Below are 19,926 nucleotides of genomic sequence, written 5' to 3' on the forward strand. Positions count from 1 at the left end.
GGTCTCAATAATCCAGCGTGCTGAATTCGGAATTGTTGCTGATGAATTCCGGAATGATTCGTTTGATGCTGCTCACCAAAGCCCGGTCATTGCCTTCGGTGAGTTGGTGACGGAGTTGTTCCAGACAAAACCGGATTTCCTCCGCATGAAGTGCCGCCACCCGGGCAATCATAATTTTGGGATGATGGGTGGGCAGTGTTCGTTCGTTCGTATGCAGCAGTTCTTCATACAGTTTCTCGCCCGGTCGCAGCCCGGTAAAAACAACCTTGATGTCGTGCCCGCCCGGCTCGCGCGACAGCCGGATCATCTTCCGGGCCAGGTCCACAATCCGAACCGGCTCGCCCATGTCGAAGACGAACACCTCTCCACCCTGCCCCATCGCCCCGGCTTCGAGCACCAGTTGACAGGATTCCGGAATGGTCATAAAATAACGTCTTACCTCCGGATGGGTAACCGTCACCGGACCTCCCGCCTGAATCTGCTGCCGGAAAACCGTCACCACCGAGCCGTTGGAACCCAGCACATTGCCAAACCGGGTGATCATAAACCGGGTCCGGCGCAACAGCGAATCCGAATGGTTCAGGCTCTGGACATACAACTCGGCCAGCCGCTTGGTGGCTCCCATTACATTGGTCGGATTGACGGCCTTGTCGGTCGAGATCATCACAAACCGCTGCACGCCGTATTCCAGTGCCAGATCGGCCATGACCTGCGTGCCGAGCACATTGACCCGCACAGCCTCAAACGGATGTTCTTCCATCAGCGGTACGTGCTTGTAGGCTGCGGCATGAAAAACGAGCGTGGGCCGGGTATCCCGAAACACGTGCTGCATCCGCGTCTGGTTAGACACATCGGCAATTTTGATCACCAGCCGGATCTCGTTCAGGGCGGTTTTAAAATGCTGGCGGAGTTGAAACTCCAGGTCGAACAAGGCCGATTCGGCCTGATCGACCAGCACAATCGTACGCGGGTGATGGCTCAGCAACTGACGAACCAGTTCGCTTCCGATGGAACCGGCCGCGCCCGTCACCATCACCACCTGGTCTTCGAGTTGTGCCCGCAAGGTGTCGTTGAAAAGCTGAATCGGGGCTCTTTCGAGGAGATCTTCGATGCGAATGTCGCGGATTTGCAGCGTATCGAGCCGACCATCCATCCACTGCCGGACGCCCGGAACTGTTTTGAGCGGAATGTCGTATTGCAGAAAAAAGTCAGTGATCTGCGCCCGTTGGTGGGGCGTACCGGATTCCATCGCCAGAATAACCTGGGGCAGCACGGTTTGTCCTTTGATAAACCGCTGGTAAGCCTGCTGGCGCGACAGTACTTCAACGCCTTCCAGCACTTTATCCCGTTTGGCGGGATCGTCATCCACAAAGGCTAGCATCTGATACCAGTGATCGGGGTCCTGTTCCAGGGCTTTGCGGGTGAGCAGTCCGGTTTGTCCAGCCCCATAAATCAAAACGGGCTGGCGACGACCGCCCCCCACCAGGAGCAGATGCCAATAGAGTGCCTTCGCACCAAACCGACTGGCGGCCAACATAACCAGACAGCAGCAATAGTCGATGAGCAGAATGGAAACCGGTATGTAGAGCGGCCACGGCCCACTTCCCAAAGCCAGCAGGCCCGAAACCAGCGCCGTTAGCGCCGTACTCATCGTAACCGCCAGCCCCAGCAGCCGCAGGTCTTCCAGGCTGGTGTGACGGATAATGCCCCGGTAAGACCCCACCAGGACGAAGCAGGTTAACCGGCAGAGCATCGTGATCAGCAAACCGGCCAGCAGATTATCTCCGTTCATGGCGCTGAAATCAAAATTAAACCGCAGACCATACGCAAGGGCAAAGGCAATACCGGCAATGATCGTATCGGTCAGCAGAATCAGGTAGCTGGACAGAAAACGATTGGTATGCGTTCGGAGGTAGTTCTCGATCATTCGTGATACGCAGTATAAGGGAGCCAAAAAGTTGGAATGACCGCACAAAGCCATGCCAGGGTGAACCGAAATCACCGTTAAATTGCTCCGAAATGGACTATTGAGAATCAGTGGCCGGCCCGGAATGAGGACTAAAAACCGGCCAATCAGGTAAACAGCCGGTTACTCCACAATAAAGCGGTGCTGGCGTGTCTGCCCCCGTTCCTGCACCTTGAGGATGTAGGCACCGGACGACAGTCCTGTCGATTTCAGCAGCAGATTTCCCGACTGAATGCCGGTTTTCTGAAGAGACTGCAAACGACCATCAGCACTGTAGAACCCGAGAATGGCGGTTTCCGGCTCATCCAGCCGCAGCACAAAGCGCTCTCCGCGAGCCACCGGATTGGGATATACACCATAGGGATCATCCCGCAACACCACCGAAACCGCCCGGTACACCGTCGATCGACCGTTCAAATCAGTCTGCGTCAGACGGTAATAACTGGTGCCTGAATAGGGCGTCTGGTCGGTCAGGCGGTAGGTTTTCAAGGTGGTGCTATTCACCGAGACATCACTTACTTCACCCACTTTATCAAACCGTTGCAGATCTTTGCTTCGCTCAATCAAAAAGCCTTTGTTGTTGATTTCCATCGAGGTCGTCAGGGCCAGTTCAACCGTGCGATTGGCTTGTGCTTTCGCCGTGAAGCTGACTAGGGTTACCGGCAAAGGGGCTGCCGACGGAACGATAACCGTGCTGGCATTGATGGTAATGGCTCCCGCGGTTGAAAGGGCTCTCCCTTCCAGCAAAGTGGTATTCAGCACGATGGCGTCCAGGGCAACGATGGTTCCTCTAAACGTCGAGCCGGTTCCCAGGGTGGCGGCTCCGTTGATTTGAAAAAATACGTTCTCAACCGTGGCGCCGTTCGTCAGCACAATGTTTGAATTGGTACCGGTTACCAGCGCACTGTTTAACTTGATGATAAAAATACCGGCTCCACTTAAGATTAGCGTTCCGTTCAGCGTGGTAGGGCTGGCGCTAGTTTGGCAGGAAACACCCGGATTAAGTGTCTGCCCCCCCAGTTCAACACCGATAGCCGTCGGATTACAGGAAGCGGCAAGTAGGGAGTTGTAGGCCAACGCGACATCAGCCGCTGCCTGAATCGATTCCGGACTCCCGGCGGTGCGCGTGTTGCCCGTCACGGTGGCCGTTTCAAAACCGCTGATGGCTCCAACATTGGTACCAATATCACCTGTAATCTGGGAAGCTCCGTCGTTGGTAAGGGCCCCATTAGCGGTAAATAAAGCAAACGTTGACGTGGTTCCCAGGGGGGGCGCACTCTGCCCGAATCCGATCATCGGAAATGCCAGCAGCGTGCTGCAAGCCAGGCTAAAGAGTAGTTTTCGATTCATAGTCATTGAGTGATCATGTAAGTAATATTTTTACAGTGCTAAGATGAGTCTTTAAAAACCTGTTTATGTTACACAATTCACTAATAAGGTTACATTATTCACACATTCTCGAGAGCGGTCCGTTCATTTTGTTTGAGTTGTTTGTAATAGGTTGGCGTTAAGCCGGTTACTTTTTTGAACTGGTTGGATAAATGAGCGACACTGCTGTAGTTCAATTTGTAGGAGATCTGGGTCAGATTAAGTTCATTATACAGCAGCAATTCTTTTGCCCGTTCAATCTTGTGGGCAATGATGTATTTTTCGATGGTCGTTCCTTCCGCTTCCGAAAACAGGTTAGCGAGGTAGGTGTAATCATACTGTAGTTTTGAACTGATGTAATCCGAATTTTTTATTTTGGGAAGCTCGTCGGAGACTGCTCGCTAAACTGTGTCAAGGGTGAATAAAAAGGAAAAAACCTTATTTTCACTATCATGAACAACGACTTCGATTTCGAGGCCTTCAAACAGGCCGCTATCAAAGGCCTTTACGAAGGCAAACCCTTAACAGGCGAAGGTGGGCTGTTTGCCCCTTTACTTAAACACTTCCTCGAATCAGCTTTAGAAGGCGAAATGAGCCACCATCTGGTTCAAACTCGTCTGCCTGAGCAAAATCGACGCAATGGTAAAACCAGCAAAAAAGTAAAAAGCAGTGCTGGTTTGCTGGACTTGCAAACGCCCCGAGACCGCACCGGTAGTTATCAGCCCCAATTAGTCCCTAAACGGCAAGTTGTACTGACTCCACAACTGGAACAGAAAATTCTCTCGCTCTACGGAATGGGTAGCAGCTACGCGGATATCAGCCAACATCTTTCAGAGATGTATGGCTACTCGCTATCCGACAGCGAGTTAACAGCCATTACCGACAAAGTAATCCCGGCCATGCGGGAGTGGCAAAATCGACCTTTGGAGAGCTTGTATGTATTGGTCTGGTTGGATGGTATCTACTACAAAGTTCGTCATGAAGGCCGGGTCGTGACCCGCGTCCTATACAGCGTCATTGGACTGAGTTTAGCGGGTCGTAAGCAGGTACTAGGGATTTACACAGCGGAGAGTGAATCGGCCAAGTTTTGGCTCTCAGTGCTAACTGACCTTAAGCAGCGCGGGGTCGAAGACATGCTGATCACCTGTGTGGATGGGCTCAAAGGGTTTGATACGGCTATTGCAACCGTTTTTCCAGCCGCCACCGTTCAACTCTGCATTGTCCATCAACTCCGTAATTCCTTTCGGTTTATCCCTGACAAATACCTCAAGAGCTTTGTTAAAGATATTAAGGGGGTATACCAGGCATCGGATCGTGAGCAAGCTATGGAGCAATTATTGCTGGTACAGGAAACCTGGGGGCAGCGTTATCCACAAGCCATTCAGCCTTGGTTGGACAAGTGGGAGTTACTTTCGCCTTACTTTGACTATCCGGCGGCTATCCGCAAGGTCATGTATACGACCAATACAGTTGAAGGCTACCATCGTCAATTGCGTAACGTAACCAAAACGAAAGGGGCTTTTCCCTCCGATATCGCTTTACAAAAACTGGTGTATTTGGTGATTCAAAATCTGCAAATCAAGTGGGAAACCACCACGTATAATTGGAAGGAGATCTTAGCCCAAGTTTCTATTATATTTACTGAACGAATTCAGCCACATCGCTTTGATTAAACCCACTGACACAGTTCAGCGAGCACTCCCGCTCGTCGGTGTAGTGCACCAGCTCAACGATCACGTTTTTCACTTTTTCGATCAGCACACCTTTTTTGTCATCAATCAGTTCGAGCCCGGCTTCCAATAAACCGGTTCGCAACTGGTCCATCTGTGCGGCAGAAATGTCCCCGGTCACTTCTACTTCACCAAGTTCAATCACCTCACATGGCAAACTTATTTTATCAAAAATTGCCTGTACAATCATTTTACAACGCACACTAACCATATACCGAATAAAGACTTTCACTTTGATTTTGCTGAACAGCGTATGAAGAAAACTCACTAAGAGAGGGGGCCGAATCACCAGTGTGGTGACGAGAGAAGAAGCAGAAGAGGGGAAAGAAGAGGGAATCTTTACTAAACGGTCCTTGGTATTGTATATGCAAAAATCGGTCCAGAAATGCCAGTTTATCAGACAAATAATATTTAATTTTCAAACTGGCCGGACTGGTCAAGATATGCAATCGGGCTGGTCAAGATTTGTAATCTTGACCCACTCTGTGGCGGATTTGTAATCCGCACTCAATCTACTGAGAACTTCAGCCCCCAATCCACTGCGGATTACAAATCCGCCACAGAGTGGATCGCGATTGCAAATCGCGATCAGCCATGCTAGCACACCTGAATCACCTCCACCTTCAGCAACGCCCCCAGTTTCGCCAGTTTGGAAGCAATATGCCCCACGCCCACCGCACAATGGTGCGCCGGGCCGTGGCTGTTCCAGGTCTGTACGAAGTTCCTGGCGCCCGGCGAAAACCGGTAGCGGCTGTTGGTATTGCCAATGTGCAGAATCGGTCCCGGCACGGATTCGCCTTCGGCCACCAGCAGGCTGATTTTCCCATTCCCGTTTTCCACCACCGACAGGAGCGTGACCGGCCCGTTTTTCACCGACATTTCCACCGAAAGCCCCCGACCTACTTTGCCATGATACACATAGAGCGGACGAACCTTGGTTTTTCCCTCGGCAATGCGGATGTGGCCGGGACCGTCGTGGCCCATCAGCACCACATCGTCGGCAAAATCCATCGCGTAATATTCGGTGAAAGAACCGCCAACGCCGAAGCTGTCCATGATTTTCATGGCCTGGGCATTCTTGACTTCATATTCACCCGCCACCGGAATACCGCGCGCCGTCAGCAGCGAATTACCGAGAATCACCGAACTCATCGTGTCTTCATTTGCCAGATTGCCGCTGCCTTTGTGGTAATACGCCAGCGATCCCAAACCGTGGGTTTCCACCAACTGATCCAGCGCCACGGAGGTGCGGGCAGCGCGGGCGAGTTCCTCGGGTAAACAATCGGCCTGAACGTCGAAAATATCGGCAAAAACCGCTGTTCGTTCGGCAACCTGTTCCGGCGAAACCGCTTCCCGCAAAGCGGATAGCTCATCGACTTCCACGATTTTCATGTGGCCGCCGAACGTCGCATTTTGCAGCGTCAGATCGGAGTAAATGTCGAGCATGCCGCTGTAATAATTGCCCATCAAACCCAGACAGTTGTGCGCCATGACGTGGGCCACCCGTCCGGCTTCGATCCACTCATCGATTTCCTGCCAGCCCTCGGGGTCGTTATCGAGCATACCAGTGACCTGATGAAACGGGATCTGGGCGCGCCGAAATACGTTGGCGATTTCGGGAACGGGGCAGGCCGAGCAGTAGGCCAGCCACTCGCCGGTCATCCGGGTTCGGTCGTTCAACTGATTGAACCACTCGTAGTTGATGGCCGGTTCGGGTGCCAGGTTCAGGACGATCACCGGCACTTTGGCCCGCTGCACCACCGGCAAAACCGTCGCCGACAGTGCATAAGTCGTCACGTAAATGAACAACAGATCAATGTCGGCCTGCCGGAACTGGTGACCGGCCACCAGGGCTTTTTCCGGCGAATCGACCAGGCCGAGATTGACCACCTCGACACCCGGGCGACTGAACCGCGACTCTACGCGCTGCAAATAACCCTTCAACCGGGCTTCCAGCCCGTCAAATTGCGCCCAGTAGGTATCCAGCCCAATTCCGAGTAAACCGACTTTAAACGGAAACGATGGTGTGTTCAACGTGGATACGGTTCCATTAGCGGATTGACCGGTTTCGGCTCCCTGATTTGCTTTCATAGACCATTTATAATTGACGTATTGGCTCGTTTTCTGAAATAGTATTGGCAAGTAAACAGCCAATCGATACTTTCTTCAAAGTATTTTTCAATTCTGCCAAATAAATATAAAATTACGGTAAGTGTTTTTTCGTCCCTGAAACGTCTCCCTGTACCGAAGCAGTGATTTCGCCTTTCTGACTAGTATTTTCACCATTTATCGAACATGGGAGAGGTTAGACGTTTAGTACCGGACCCGAATGGCACCCCGGGCAGTCCATTCTCATTCGGCGAGTATCCACCCGGAGAGCGTCCGCTCAGTGATCATCCCCCATCCCATTTTCAGCGACCGGCGGTGGCCCTGGACGCCGAACGGCTGATTCATCTGGCGTTTGAACAGAACCCGGATTCGGGCATCGCGCTGCTGTTTCAGCACTATTACCAGTCGCTGTGCAGCCACGTTGTCCGGTTTGTATCGTCCAAAGAAATTGCCGAAGATATTGTTTCGGACATTTTCTATGAGTTCCACGTCGGCCGGGTTTACCTCACCATTACCACCTCCTACCGCGCCTTCCTGTTCACCGCCGTTCGTAACCGGGCTTTCGACTACGTCCGGGCCGAGATGAAACGCAGCACCTCACTCGACCAGGCCGAACGGCTTTCGTTTCCCAGCGAGCAGCAACCCGATTCCGTTACGCAGTTCGAAGAACTGTATCACGACGTGGAAAAAGCCATCGACGCCATGCCGATGAAGCAGCGACAGGTCTACGTTATGCACCGGTTTGAAGGCCGGAAATACAGCGAAATCGCTACTGAGCTCAATTTATCGCTGCGAACCGTCGAAGTTCACATGTACCGGGCGATTCACCACGTCCGGACTTTCCTGAAAGACAAATGGCTGATTTTGCTCCTCAGCTTCTGCCAGTATCCGCAATAAAACCACAACAACTTCCTGAAACATGGGTTTGGCGTGGCGGTTTTTGCCACCCCGAAACCGGTCTTACTTATGAAAACACAGGTAACGAAAGAACTTTTGTTCAACTACTTTGCGGGCCGCACCACGGCTTTCCAGAAGCAGTTGATCGACGAATGGGCCAAAGATACAGACAACCGGGAACAGTTTTTCTACTGGCTCGAAATCTGGGAAAGCCAGCATCCGCAGTATGTAGCCGATGTCCAAACCGCCCTCGACCGGCACCAGATGCGGATGACTCAGGACCCGCAGGAGGACGAACCGGCTGGTGTCGATCGGGCCATTCCTATGATCCATCTGCCCTGGTTCCGGTGGGTTGCTGCGGCCTCGGTGGCGCTGCTGGTCGGAAGTGGCTGGGTGTATCGGGACGACCTCATGAACGAAAAATATACCACGACCTACGGCGAAACCCGGCAACTGACACTGGCCGATGGCAGTGAGGTGACGCTGAACGCCAACTCGACGCTGAAGGTGCCCCGGTTTGGATTTGGGTATCAGACGCGGGATGTGGCTCTGTCGGGTGAGGCCACGTTTTCGGTTACCCACACGACGGACGATCAGCGGTTTGTGGTCAAGACAAACCGCAACTTCGAGGTGGTCGTACTCGGCACTGAATTTACGGTCTACAACCGGGAACGGGGCGGCAAAGTGGTTTTGAACAAAGGGAAAGTGCAGCTCCGGTATCAGGAGGGTCAATCACCCCGGCAATTGATGATGAAACCGGGCGATCTGGTGACCCTCAACCGGCGTGATGGACAGGTCCAGCTCCGGAAACTGAGTCAGCCCGAAAACGCTTCGGCCTGGCGCGAAAACCGCTTTGTGTTTGAAGAAACGACGCTTGAGGAAATCACCCATCTGTTCAAGGAAAACTACGGTCTGGTACTGGAAATCACCGATCCCAAACTGGCCAAATGGACCGTTTCCGGCTCGTTTACAGCCCGCAACGCCGAAGAACTCCTGGAATCGCTGATGGAAGGGTCGGCCCTGACCTACAAACGCACCGGCAACCACATTGTCATCCCGAACCCTGCGCATTAACCCACCGTACGTCTTCTCATTTCTGCTTACTAACCCATTCTTCTTATTTACCTCCATGAAAAAAAGAATACCACCACTGCTGATTCTGCTGCTGGGCGTTATCCAGCCGGGTTTTGCCCAAATGCTCGCGAAGGCCCAGACCTCAGCCCACCAGCCACTGTCTGTGAGGCCCGAAAACCGCCAGTTGAAAGAAACCCTGCGGGAACTGAAAAACCATTATAAAGTAGACATCCTGTTTTTCGACCGGATTGTGGAGGGCTACGTCGTTTCGTCGGACGCCATTCACTGGGACGACCGCCTGGAGACCAACCTGGAAACGGTGTTGAAACCGTTTGGATTAAGCTATAAAAAATCGAAAAACGGGGGCTACGTGATCACCGCCAAAGAACCGCAGCGGAGGTCGGAAATCGAGCCGAGTCGATTTCCCGAAGCCCCTTTCGCCCGCCAAACCGAAAGCCGACCGACCGCCGAAGCAGCAGTACTAGACGTTTCAGCCGCCCGTTTGGCAGAAAAACCGGTTGTTGCCGACATCACCATCCAGGGCCGCGTGACCGATGCCGGAAAAGGCGAAGACCTGCCCGGCGTCAGCATTGTCCTGAAAGGATCGACGCGCGGAACCACCACCGACGGAACCGGCACCTACAAGCTGGCCATTCCCGGCCCGGAAGCGGTTCTGGTCTTTAGTTTTGTAGGCTACGAACCGCAGGAAGTGCTGGTGGGGAGCCGTACCGAAATCAACGTCAGCCTGAAACCCGACATCAAAGCACTGAGTGAAGTCGTCGTGGTGGGTTATGGGGTTCAGAAGAAAACCTCGGTGACAGCGGCTGTTTCGGCCTTGAAAGGAGAAGAAATTGCCTCCGTTCCTGTCACCAACCTGAGCAACAGCCTGGGTGGCCGTCTGCCCGGCGTCATCGTCAAACAGGCTTCCGGCGAACCCGGTCGCGACGGTTCCAATATCTACATTCGCGGGATTTCCTCCACGGGTAACAACCAGCCGCTGCTGATCGTAGACAATATCCCCCGCAGTTTTCAGCAGCTTGATCCCAACACGATTGAAACGTTTACGATCCTGAAAGATGCCGCAGCGGTGGCACCCTACGGCGTGGCAGGGGCCAACGGGGTGGTTCTGGTGACGACCAAGCGCGGCAAAACCGGTACGCCTTCGCTGACGTATAATGCTTACGTCGGCTTTCAGAATCCGACGGTCATGCCTGATTATCTGTACGGATACGATTTTGCCTCGCTGAAAAACGCAGCCGCCAAATACGCCGGGTTGCCAGAACCGTATTCAGCCGAAGCTTTACAGAAATTCAGAGACGGTTCCGACAACGATTCGTACCCGGCCGACAATTATGTCAAGGAAATTGTCAATCGCAACGCCGTCATCACCACCCACAACATCGAATTGTCGGGCGGAGCCGAGCGGATCAAATACTACGCCAGCCTGGGGTATCAGTACCAGGCCGGAATGTGGCCATCGACCAGCAACAAACGGTATAATCTGGCCATCAACCTCGATGCACAGGCGACCAAAACCACCAAGATTTCTTTTAATCTGAACGGAAGGGTGCAAAAATCCCAATATCCTTCCATCGGAACACCGCGTCTTTTTGAACTGATTGCCTATTCCCACCTGCAAAACGGCCCGCTGTTTTTCAGCAATGGCATGAACGGCACCTACGTCACCGGCAGCATTTACAACAGCGGCTACCAGAAAACCAACACGACGGCTCTGTACTCACAACTGTCGGTGGAACAGGAGATTGCGTTCATTCCGGGGCTGGTCGCCAAAGGCACGGTTGCCTACGATCCGACCATGATCCTGGATAAAATCTGGACGACCCCGGTTCACCTGGCCACGATCAATACAGCAACAAAAGTGATCACCGACGGCATTTTCGGTCAGGCCAAATCGTCGCTGAACCAGACCTACAACCAGACCCAGCAGTTGACCTACCAGGCCAGCCTGAACTACGTGCGGTCGTTTGGGAAAAGCACCGTGGGTGCGCTGGCGGTTTTTGAAGCCAAAGCCAACGACGCCATGCTGCTGGGCGCCACCCGCCGGAACTACAACCTGGGCATCGACGAACTGGACATGGGGAGTTCGAGCCAGGCCGACATGACCACCACCGGAACCTCGAACTACGGCCGTCAAATGGGTCTGGTTTACCGGGTTACGTACGATTACGCCGATAAATACCTCTTCGAAGCCAGCGGTCGCTACGACGGCAGCTATTACTTTGCCCCCGAAAACCGCTACGGTTTCTTCCCGGCCTTTTCACTCGGCTGGCGCTTGTCGGAAGAGAATTTCATCAAAAACAACGTGCGCTGGATCGACAACCTGAAACTGCGGGGATCATATGGCGAGGTGGGCGCGCTGGCCGGGAGTGCCTTTCAGTACATGAGCACCTACAGCGTGGTGGGTCCGGCCTATGTGCTTGGTGGCAACGCCGTTCAGGCCCTCCGCGAACGCAATGAACCGAACCCGAACATCACCTGGGAACGCGCGAAAAAGACCGACATCGGGATCGAAGCCACGTTATGGAAAGGCCTGCTGAACCTGGAAATGGATTATTTCTACGAAAAACGCTCCAACATGCTGGTCAATCCCGACGTCATTGTGCCGTCCGAATACGGCATCGGGCTGAGTCAGGTGAATGCGGGCATCATGCAAAACCAGGGCATCGACCTCTCCATCGGCTCGTCGCACCGGTTTCCGTCCGGTCTGCGCGTTTCGCTGAACGGTAATTTCACCTACGCCAAAAATGAACTGCTTCAGGTGTTTGAAGCCGGGGCAACCTATAACAACCTCAACCGCCGGTTGACCGGAAAACCGCTCGGAACGCAGTTCGGCTTTCAATCACTCGGCTTGTTTCAGGTGGCCGATTTCGACGAGGCTGGCAATCTGAAATCCGGTTTTGCCACCCAACCCTGGGGCAAAGTACAACCCGGCGACATCCGGTATCAGGACATGAACAACGACGGCAAAATCAACGACGACGACCTCACCCGGATTGGTGATGCCGTAGCCACGCCCCGAATCATTTACGGGATTGCGCCCAACGTCCAGTACAAAGGTTTCACGCTCGACCTGCTGTTTCAGGGCGCGGCCAAAACCAACTTCTATTACTCGGGCAGTGCCGCATGGGCATTCAGCAACGGCATGGGCGCGGTTCGGGAAACACTGGATTACTGGACACCGGAAAATCCGGATGCGACCTATCCGCGCATCACCAACGCCCCGACGACCAACAACACGCAGGTGTCCTCCTACTGGATCGGCGATGCCAGCTACCTGCGTTTGAAGAGCGCCATCCTGTCGTATTCGATTCCGTCAATGATCACGCAGAAAATAAAAATCCAAAATGCGCGGGTCTACGTGTCGGGGCAGAACGTCCTGACGTGGACGAAGTTGCGCAATTTCGACCCGGAAATCACCCAGGCCAATGCCTGGAGTTACCCGCAGCAAAAAGTAATTTCAGTTGGCTTGAATATTACCTTTTAATCCTGAAAACAAACATCCACGATGACCCTGTCTAGGCTAATGAAGTTGAATGGCAAAGTAGCTTTGCTGTTCCTGATTCTGGGAGTTTTCTCCTGCAAAGATTTTCTGGACGTGGCCCCCAAAGACCAGATTTCGGACAATATCGTCTGGACCGATGCCGCCACGGCCGACCTGTTTCTGAATAACGTCTACTCCGGAATTCCGGGGCCGTTCAACACCTTCGATCCGTGGGAAAACTTTACGGACAATGCCATGAACGGCGTCAACGGGCTGCCCAGCCGGGTTTTATACTCGCCCTCGGTCTATACGGCCAGCAACGCGCCCAACTGGTGGGGCCAGTATGCCAACATTCGCCGGGCCAATCTGTTCATCGAAAAAGTAACGGCGTCGGCCTTTCCGGATACGTGGAAGAAGCCCAAAATCGCGGAAGCCCGGTTTTTGCGCGCCTACTACTACCAATTGCTGTGGACCGCCCACGGCGGGGTTCCGATCATCACCAGTTCACTGAATCAGAACACGCAGGGCGACGCCATTTTCCGGGCGCGCAACACCGATGAGGAAACGTATAAATTCATTGTGGACGAGTGTGCCGCCATTGTCGATGACCTGCCGCTCAAGGCCGAAGCGGGCCGGGTTTCCAAAGCCACGGCGCTGACCCTCAAAGGCTGGTGCGAACTGTTCTGGGCCAGCCCGTTGAAAAATACCGCCAACGACAAAAACCGGTGGGTGTTGGCGGCCGCTACAAATAAAAAAGTAATAGATTTAGGTTCACACAGCCTGTTTTCTAATTACGAAACGCAATTTTACGAGGACAACAACAACAATGTGGAAGTGCTTTTTGCCAAGCAATACCTCGGTGGTACGGCCCTGGGCAGTGGCAAAGAAGGCCTTTGGGGACCCTGGATGGTCGGCGGGGTTCAAAAAGCCTACGGTGGCGTCGATCCGACGCAGGAACTGGTAGACGAATACGCGATGGCCAACGGCTTGCCGATTTCCGATCCAGCTTCGGGCTACGATCCACAGAACCCGTATGTGAACCGGGAAAAGCGGTTTTATCAGTCCATTGTCTATGACGGATCGACCTGGGTGGGGGCCGAAATGGTGATGAAACAGGGCGTCGGTAGTCGGAATGCGACGGATTTGAGTAATACCAATGAAGCGACCAATACCGGTTATTATTTACGGAAGGGACTGAATCCAAAATACACCATCAACGGCAATCACCTGTTGAACAGCGGCAGTTTCATTATTTACCGCTACGCGGAAGTGTTGCTAAGTTTTGCCGAAGCGCAAAACGAAGCCGTCGGGCCGGATGCGTCGGTGTATGCCGCCATCAACCAGGTGCGGACGCGGTCGGAATTACCGAACCTGAAAACCGGCTTGACGCAGGCCGAGATGCGGGTGGCCATTATGCGGGAACGCCGGGTGGAACTGGCATTTGAAGAACGGCGCTGGTTCGATCTGATGCGGTTGAAGCTGGCGGAAAAGAACCTGAACGGAACCTTGCACGCCATGAAAATTGAGCTGGTGGGCGGAAAACCGGTGTACACGGTTATTGCGGCACCGGAAGGCGGCAAAACGTTTTTTGCCAACAAAAACTATTTGCTGCCGATCCCGCAATCGGCGTTGAACCAGAATACGAAGCTGACCCAAAACCCGAATTACTGACCCAATGGTAATTTCATTGACTAAACTACAGCAGTACCTATTTTACAGTCTGATCACTGCCAGCCTGGTGATGGTGCCGGGTTGTCAGAAGTCCTCAACCTCTTCGGGAACCTCGCCCGAAGAGGCTTTGAAAACGTTTGAACTCGAACCCGGTTTTCAGATCGAACTGGTGGCCAGCGAACCGCTGGTAGCCGATCCGGTGGCAATGGAAATCGACGAGGACGGGCGGTTTTACGTCGTGGAAATGCACGGCTACCCGCTCGACAAAACCGGTACCGGAAAAATTAAACTGCTCACCGATTCCGATGGCGACGGTCGCATGGACCAGAGCACGGTTTTTGCCGAGAACCTCGTGTTGCCCACCGGCATCATGCGCTGGAAAAAAGGCGTGCTGGTCACCGATGCGCCCAACGTCTATTACCTGGAAGATACCGATGGCGATGGTAAATCAGACGTCCGCGACACGGTTTTGACCGGTTTTGCCCTCTCGAATCCGCAGCACAACGTCAATGCTCCCTTGCTGGGTCTCGACAACTGGATTTACCTCGCCCACGAATCGGCGGTGACGGCGCAGGTGTATAAAGAAGAATTTGGCGACCGGGGAAGTGATGTTTTCTTCCCCCAAAAGCCCGACGGCATCCGTCTGCCCGACAACGCCAGTGGCCGCAGCGTCCGGTTTCGGCCCGACCGCTACGAACTGGAACCGGTGGCCGGTAATACGCAGTTTGGTCATACCTTTGACGCCTGGGGAAACCGCCTGCTGGTGAGCAATGCCAACCACGCCTTCCACGAAGTCATCACGACGCCGTATCTGAAGCGCAACCCGGATTTGCTGGTTTCCAACGTCACCCAGTCGATTTCGGACCACGGCAATGCCGCCGAAGTGTTTCCGATCACCAAAAATCCGCAGATGCAGTTGCTCACGGATATTGGCGTGATCACGTCGGCCTGTGGCATAACGGCGTATCTGGGCGGTGCTTTTCCGGCCTTGTACGACAGCGTGACGTTTGTGGCCGAACCCGTCAGCAACTTGGTACATTTTGATAAAATCCATGAAAAAGGAGCCAGTTTTACGGCCAGCCGGGTCCACACCGGCAAAGAATTTCTGGCTTCAACGGACGCCTGGTTTCGACCCGTCAATATGTACATCGGACCCGATGGCGCGCTGTATGTCATTGATTATTACCGGCAAATTGTCGAACACCCCGAATGGATGGCCGAAGACGTTATCAAATCCGGGGCCTTATACAACGGAACAGATCAGGGCCGCATATACCGCATCACGCCCAAAGGAACCAAACCCGCCGTCCTGAACAAAGACCTGCTGGGGAAGGCGTCCAATGCGCAGTTGATCGAAAAACTGGGTGATCGGAATGTTTGGTGGCGCCGGAATGCGCAACGGCTTTTGCTGGATCGCGCGACGCCCCAGGACGTGGCCGGGTTGGAAGTCATGGCAAAAAAACCGTCGTCGCCCCTGGGTCGTCTGCACGCCCTCTGGACGCTCGAAGGGCTGAACAAACTTCGCCCGGAATTGATTACGGCGGCCCTGAAAGACCCGGTTCCGGGCGTCCGAACCAACGCGATCAAACTGGCGGAATTACATTTAAAAACCGCCCCGGCGCTCGTTCCGGCGCTATTGGCGATGCAGTCCGACAGCGATCCGAAAGTACGTTTTCAGTTGCTTTGCACGCTCGGTTTTGTTGAAACGCCCGAAGCGGCCAGCGCCCGGCAGAAACTGCTGTTCACCGACATCGACGACCAATGGATCCAGATCGCGGCCCTTTCTGCGCCCGCGTCGCAAAAAGGCGATTTGCTCAATGCGGTTTTGACGCGTTACCAGTCCGACCAACCGGCTTATGGTTCGCTGGTCGAGCGACTCAGTGCCATGACCGGGGCGAGTCAGCCCGCAACAACCATCAACGCGCTCCTTCAGAAAGCACTCGTACCGGTTTCGGCGGAAAAAGAGACGTGGCAACCGTCCATCATCAAAGGCGTCGCCCAGGGGGTGAAACGGCGAAACTCGACGCTCGACTCGAATTTTCTGGCAGAACAATACCTGCTGATCCGATCTTTTTTCAATCACTCCTCCCCTTCCGTTCGCTCGGCCTGCCTTCAGTTTTTGCAGGTAACCGGGCTGCCGGACGACGCCCGGACAACGGCGGCTTTTCAACAGGCGGTGCAGACGGCGGGTGATCCGAAACAGTCGGAAGAGAAACGGTCGGAAGCCCTCGGTTTTCTGGCCCTGCGCGACGCAACGCCCCAGATCCCGCTCCTGAAAAAAATGATTGCGCCAAATGAGCCGCTTTCGGTTCAGGTGGCCGCGCTGAAAACCCTGAGTTCGATCCCCGATGCCACGGTTAGTGACTACGTGTTGCAAAAGTGGCCGGTCATGACCCCCGACATCCGCGAACCGGCCATTGCCACGTTTTTCAGCGGCCCAGACCCGGTACGACAATCCCGGATCAAGTTGCTGCTGGATGCCGTCGAAAAAGGAACCATCGACCAGAACAGCATCGGCTGGCCCCGCAGCGTCGGTTTAATGGCGAACTCGAACGTCGAATCGCGAAACCGGGCGCGGGTGCTGCTCACGAAACGCGACAAACAGCGGGATGAGGTCATTAAACAATACCAGACTTCGCTGGAACTACCGGCTGATGCGGACAAAGGCGCGCTGGTTTTCCAGCAGAACTGTGCGCTCTGCCACCAGATCAGCAGCACGGGTGGGATTGCGTTCGGCCCCGATCTGGCGACCATCCGAAACCGGCGACCGGCTTCCATTCTGGGCGATATTCTGACCCCGAACCTGTCCATCGCCGACGGCTACGACCTCTGGACCATCACGCTGAAAAACGGCGAAACCCAGCAGGGATTGATCTCGACCGAAACGCCAACGGCCCTCACGCTGCGCAACCAGGGCGGCCAGGAAACCACCATTGCCCGGCAGGACATCGAGACCCTGAAAGCCATGAACATGTCGGCCATGACCGCCGGTCTGGAAAAGCAGATCAACCCGCAGCAAATGGCGGATCTGCTGGCATATATCCGGAAGGCGAAATAGTTATTTACCCCTAAATCCCCTAAAGGGGACTTGGACTCGGCTGATCCGGATTTAAAAAGTCCCCTTTAGGGGATTTAGGGGCGAAAGCGTTGAAAATAAGTCGATTCAAAAATATTCTAATTCTTTAACCATGCTTTTTTTTCAAAACCACATACCGACTTTTAAACGCCAGACCGGCCTTTGGGCGGTAGCTGTTCTATTGCTTTTTCCGATAAGGAGTCAGGCCATCAACCCCAAAGCTACCGGTTTTCGGGCGGCTGTGGTCAAGGTGGACGTGACGCCGGAAGGTCACCAGATGCTGCTCGGCTACGGTGCCCGCCGATCGACCGGGGTTCTGGACCGGATTTACCACCGGATCACCGTACTGGACGACGGCAAAACGCAGTTCGTGCTCGTATCGTCGGATTTTGCCGTGGTTTCGCCTTCCGAATACGACAAAGTGGCCGCTAAGTTGAAGAGCCAGTTGGGCATCGATCCGGTCAACTTCTGGTGGACTTTAACGCACACGCATTCGGCACCCGAGGTGGGGCCTCCCGGTTTACCGGCCCTCTTTATGGGCGAACGGTATCAGCACAAATTCGATTCGGATTACACCGATGTGGTCGAAAAGAAACTGATCGATGGCGTCGCCGAAGCCCGGAAAAAACTCGAACCGGCCCGGTTGGGCGTGGGCTGGGGCATGGCGCAGGCCAACATCAACCGGCGGGCCAAGGGCGTCGACGGCAAAGCGTTTCTGGGGATGGACCCGGATGGCCCGGTCGATCGCCGGATCGGGATGATTCGAATTGACAAAGCAGACGGCACTCCGATGGCGTTGATTTCCAACTATGCGATTCACGGAACGGTGATGGGGGGCGAAAACCTGCTCATCAGTGGGGATGCCCCGGGTGTGGTCGCTCAGTATGTGGAAGAAAAACTAGGTATTCCGTTGCTGTTCATCAACGGAGCCGCCGGCAATATTGCACCAATCTACAGCCAGTACGCAAACCACAAAATCGGTCGGCTCCACCAGTTCAAGACCTTACTGGGAGACAAAATCATTACTGCCAACCAGTCGATCAAGGCCACCACGGCGGATGTTAGTCTGAAAACCGCCAGCCTGATGGTTGAAACACCCCGGAAACCCGAACTGGGTTGGGTCGATGATTTGAAAGATTATACCCGCACCACCAAAGCCGGGGTGAACATGGTCAAACTGCCGGTGCGGTTTCTGCAAATCAACGACGACATTGCCATCTGGAGCGCCCCACTCGAATTATTCTGCGAGATTTCCAACGAGGTTCGCGACCGGTCGCCTTTCCCCTATACCTTCTATTTTGGCTACGGAAATGGCTGGCTGGGGTATTTGCTCACGGCCGAAGAAATTACGCACGGCGGGTATGAGATAACGGTTTCGCCCTACACCCCCGCTGCCGCCAAAGATCTGACGGAGTCGGTGGTCAATTACTTGCAGTCACACCCTCCCATCGTTAAAAAACCGTGACCGGAGCTTTTCGTATCTTTGCTTCTCAGACTTTATTCCGATGAAACTAACCCCGATCCTGCGCGCATCCACCCTGTTCTGCGCCCTCCTCAGCCTTTCGTTTTCGAGCGAAATGCCGTCCGCCAAACCGTCGGCGGCCCCCATTGTCTGGCCGAACGGCAAGAAAGTAGCCCTAAGCCTCAGTTTCGATGATGCCCGGCTGAGCAATGTCGACAAAGGCACGGTTTTGCTTGATCAATACGATGTCAAAGCCACGTTTTCGTCGTACCATCGGCGGTAAAAAAACGGCTGGAAGGCTGGAAAAAAGCCGTAGCCAGTGGTCACGAAATGGGCAATCACTCGGTCAATCACCCGTGCAGCGGCAATTTTACGTGGTCGCGGGAAAAGGCGCTGGAGGACTATACCGGCGAGAAAATGCGGGCGGAACTGATCGAAGCCAACCAACAGGTGCAGGAACTGCTGGGCGTTAAACCGGAAGTGTTTGCCTACCCCTGTGGGCAGATGTTTATCGGGCGCGGAAAAACCACGCAGAGCTACGTGCCGATTGTGTCCGATCTGTTCATCAGCGGTCGCGGCTGGCGGAATGAAGCGCCCAATGATCCGGCGTACTGCGACATGGCCCAGATTTACGGGATGGAAATGGACGGAAAGGATTTCAATGAAATCAAAGACCTGATCGAAACCGCCCGCAAAACCGGGCAGTGGCTGGTGCTGGCGGGTCACGAAACGGCCGAATCCGGGGGCCAGACCACGCGCCTGGCGATGTTGAAGCAACTCTGTGAATACGCCAAAGACCCCGCCAACGGCGTCTGGATCGCCCCCATCGGCACGGTGGCCAAATACGTTAACAAACAACGAAAATAAAATAGAGATGGTAATTTTTGTCACCCTCCGGTTTATGGCCGGGGGGTGATTTTTTATGAGAAAATCACCCCCGAAGCCTGAAAGGCTTCCATAACTAGCCCCGGGTTATACCCGGGGACGGGGCGATATGGGGACACGGGAATATGTGAACGCGGAAACACGTTGATACGCCCCGGAAAACCGGCAGAAAAGAGTAGAAAAGAA

General features: G+C 54.1%; 13 protein-coding genes and 1 pseudogene. 9 read left to right on the top strand and 5 right to left on the bottom strand.

The window, feature by feature from the left end:
- Positions 1–4 precede the first annotated feature (4 nt).
- From ACO064_RS03765 to ACO064_RS03775, 3 genes and pseudogenes are all read right to left on the bottom strand, one after another.
- Positions 5–1,927 (bottom strand): polysaccharide biosynthesis protein, encoded by a 1,923-nt coding sequence (locus tag ACO064_RS03765; protein ID WP_421826074.1) that lies wholly within the window; start codon positions 1,925–1,927, stop codon positions 5–7.
- 162 nt (positions 1,928–2,089) lie between these two features.
- Positions 2,090–3,316, bottom strand: a complete 1,227-nt coding sequence (locus ACO064_RS03770; RefSeq protein ID WP_421826075.1) for an ice-binding family protein — start codon at positions 3,314–3,316, stop codon at positions 2,090–2,092.
- Between the two features lie 98 nt (positions 3,317–3,414).
- A pseudogene (locus tag ACO064_RS03775) lies at positions 3,415–3,726 on the bottom strand (helix-turn-helix domain-containing protein); the annotation flags it as partial.
- A gap of 60 nt (positions 3,727–3,786) precedes the next feature.
- Here ACO064_RS03775 and ACO064_RS03780 point away from each other — a divergent pair.
- Positions 3,787–5,007 (top strand): IS256 family transposase, encoded by a 1,221-nt coding sequence (locus tag ACO064_RS03780; protein WP_114410211.1) that lies wholly within the window; start codon positions 3,787–3,789, stop codon positions 5,005–5,007.
- Here ACO064_RS03780 and ACO064_RS03785 read toward each other — a convergent pair.
- The gene (locus ACO064_RS03785) at positions 4,973–5,296 is read right to left on the bottom strand and encodes a hypothetical protein (protein WP_421826076.1); all 324 of its coding nucleotides are present in this window, start codon (positions 5,294–5,296) and stop codon (positions 4,973–4,975) included. The genes ACO064_RS03780 and ACO064_RS03785 overlap by 35 nt on opposite strands.
- Before the next feature lie 365 nt (positions 5,297–5,661).
- Positions 5,662–7,155 (bottom strand): arabinose isomerase, encoded by a 1,494-nt coding sequence (locus ACO064_RS03790; RefSeq protein WP_421826077.1) that lies wholly within the window; start codon positions 7,153–7,155, stop codon positions 5,662–5,664.
- 204 nt (positions 7,156–7,359) lie between these two features.
- On the opposite strand from ACO064_RS03790, the gene ACO064_RS03795 reads away from it, so the two are divergent.
- The 8 genes from ACO064_RS03795 to ACO064_RS03830 all read left to right on the top strand — a co-directional run bounded on the left by ACO064_RS03795 (position 7,360) and on the right by ACO064_RS03830 (position 19,722).
- A complete protein-coding gene (locus ACO064_RS03795) occupies positions 7,360–8,070 on the top strand; it encodes an RNA polymerase sigma-70 factor (protein WP_421826078.1) in 711 nt (236 codons plus the stop codon).
- Positions 8,071–8,139: 69 nt separating this feature from the next.
- Positions 8,140–9,144, top strand: coding sequence for a FecR family protein (locus ACO064_RS03800; RefSeq protein WP_421826079.1), 1,005 nt, complete (start codon positions 8,140–8,142; stop codon positions 9,142–9,144).
- 55 nt (positions 9,145–9,199) lie between these two features.
- On the top strand, positions 9,200–12,649 hold the full coding sequence (locus ACO064_RS03805) for a SusC/RagA family TonB-linked outer membrane protein (protein WP_421826080.1): 3,450 nt from the start codon (positions 9,200–9,202) through the stop codon (positions 12,647–12,649).
- Between the two features lie 21 nt (positions 12,650–12,670).
- Complete coding sequence (locus ACO064_RS03810) at positions 12,671–14,317, top strand: RagB/SusD family nutrient uptake outer membrane protein (protein ID WP_421826081.1); 1,647 nt, start codon at positions 12,671–12,673, stop codon at positions 14,315–14,317.
- Between the two features lie 4 nt (positions 14,318–14,321).
- Positions 14,322–17,375, top strand: coding sequence for a PVC-type heme-binding CxxCH protein (locus tag ACO064_RS03815; RefSeq protein ID WP_421826082.1), 3,054 nt, complete (start codon positions 14,322–14,324; stop codon positions 17,373–17,375).
- Positions 17,376–17,505: 130 nt separating this feature from the next.
- Complete coding sequence (locus tag ACO064_RS03820; protein WP_421826083.1) at positions 17,506–18,858, top strand: neutral/alkaline non-lysosomal ceramidase N-terminal domain-containing protein; 1,353 nt, start codon at positions 17,506–17,508, stop codon at positions 18,856–18,858.
- A 40-nt stretch (positions 18,859–18,898) separates the two neighbouring features.
- The gene (locus tag ACO064_RS03825) at positions 18,899–19,138 is read left to right on the top strand and encodes a hypothetical protein (RefSeq protein WP_421826084.1); all 240 of its coding nucleotides are present in this window, start codon (positions 18,899–18,901) and stop codon (positions 19,136–19,138) included.
- An 8-nt stretch (positions 19,139–19,146) separates the two neighbouring features.
- Complete coding sequence (locus ACO064_RS03830; protein ID WP_421830986.1) at positions 19,147–19,722, top strand: polysaccharide deacetylase family protein; 576 nt, start codon at positions 19,147–19,149, stop codon at positions 19,720–19,722.
- Positions 19,723–19,926: the final 204 nt, after the last annotated feature.

The organism is Larkinella sp. (assembly GCF_965227735.1).
Classification (GTDB): Bacteria; Bacteroidota; Bacteroidia; order Cytophagales; family Spirosomataceae; genus Larkinella.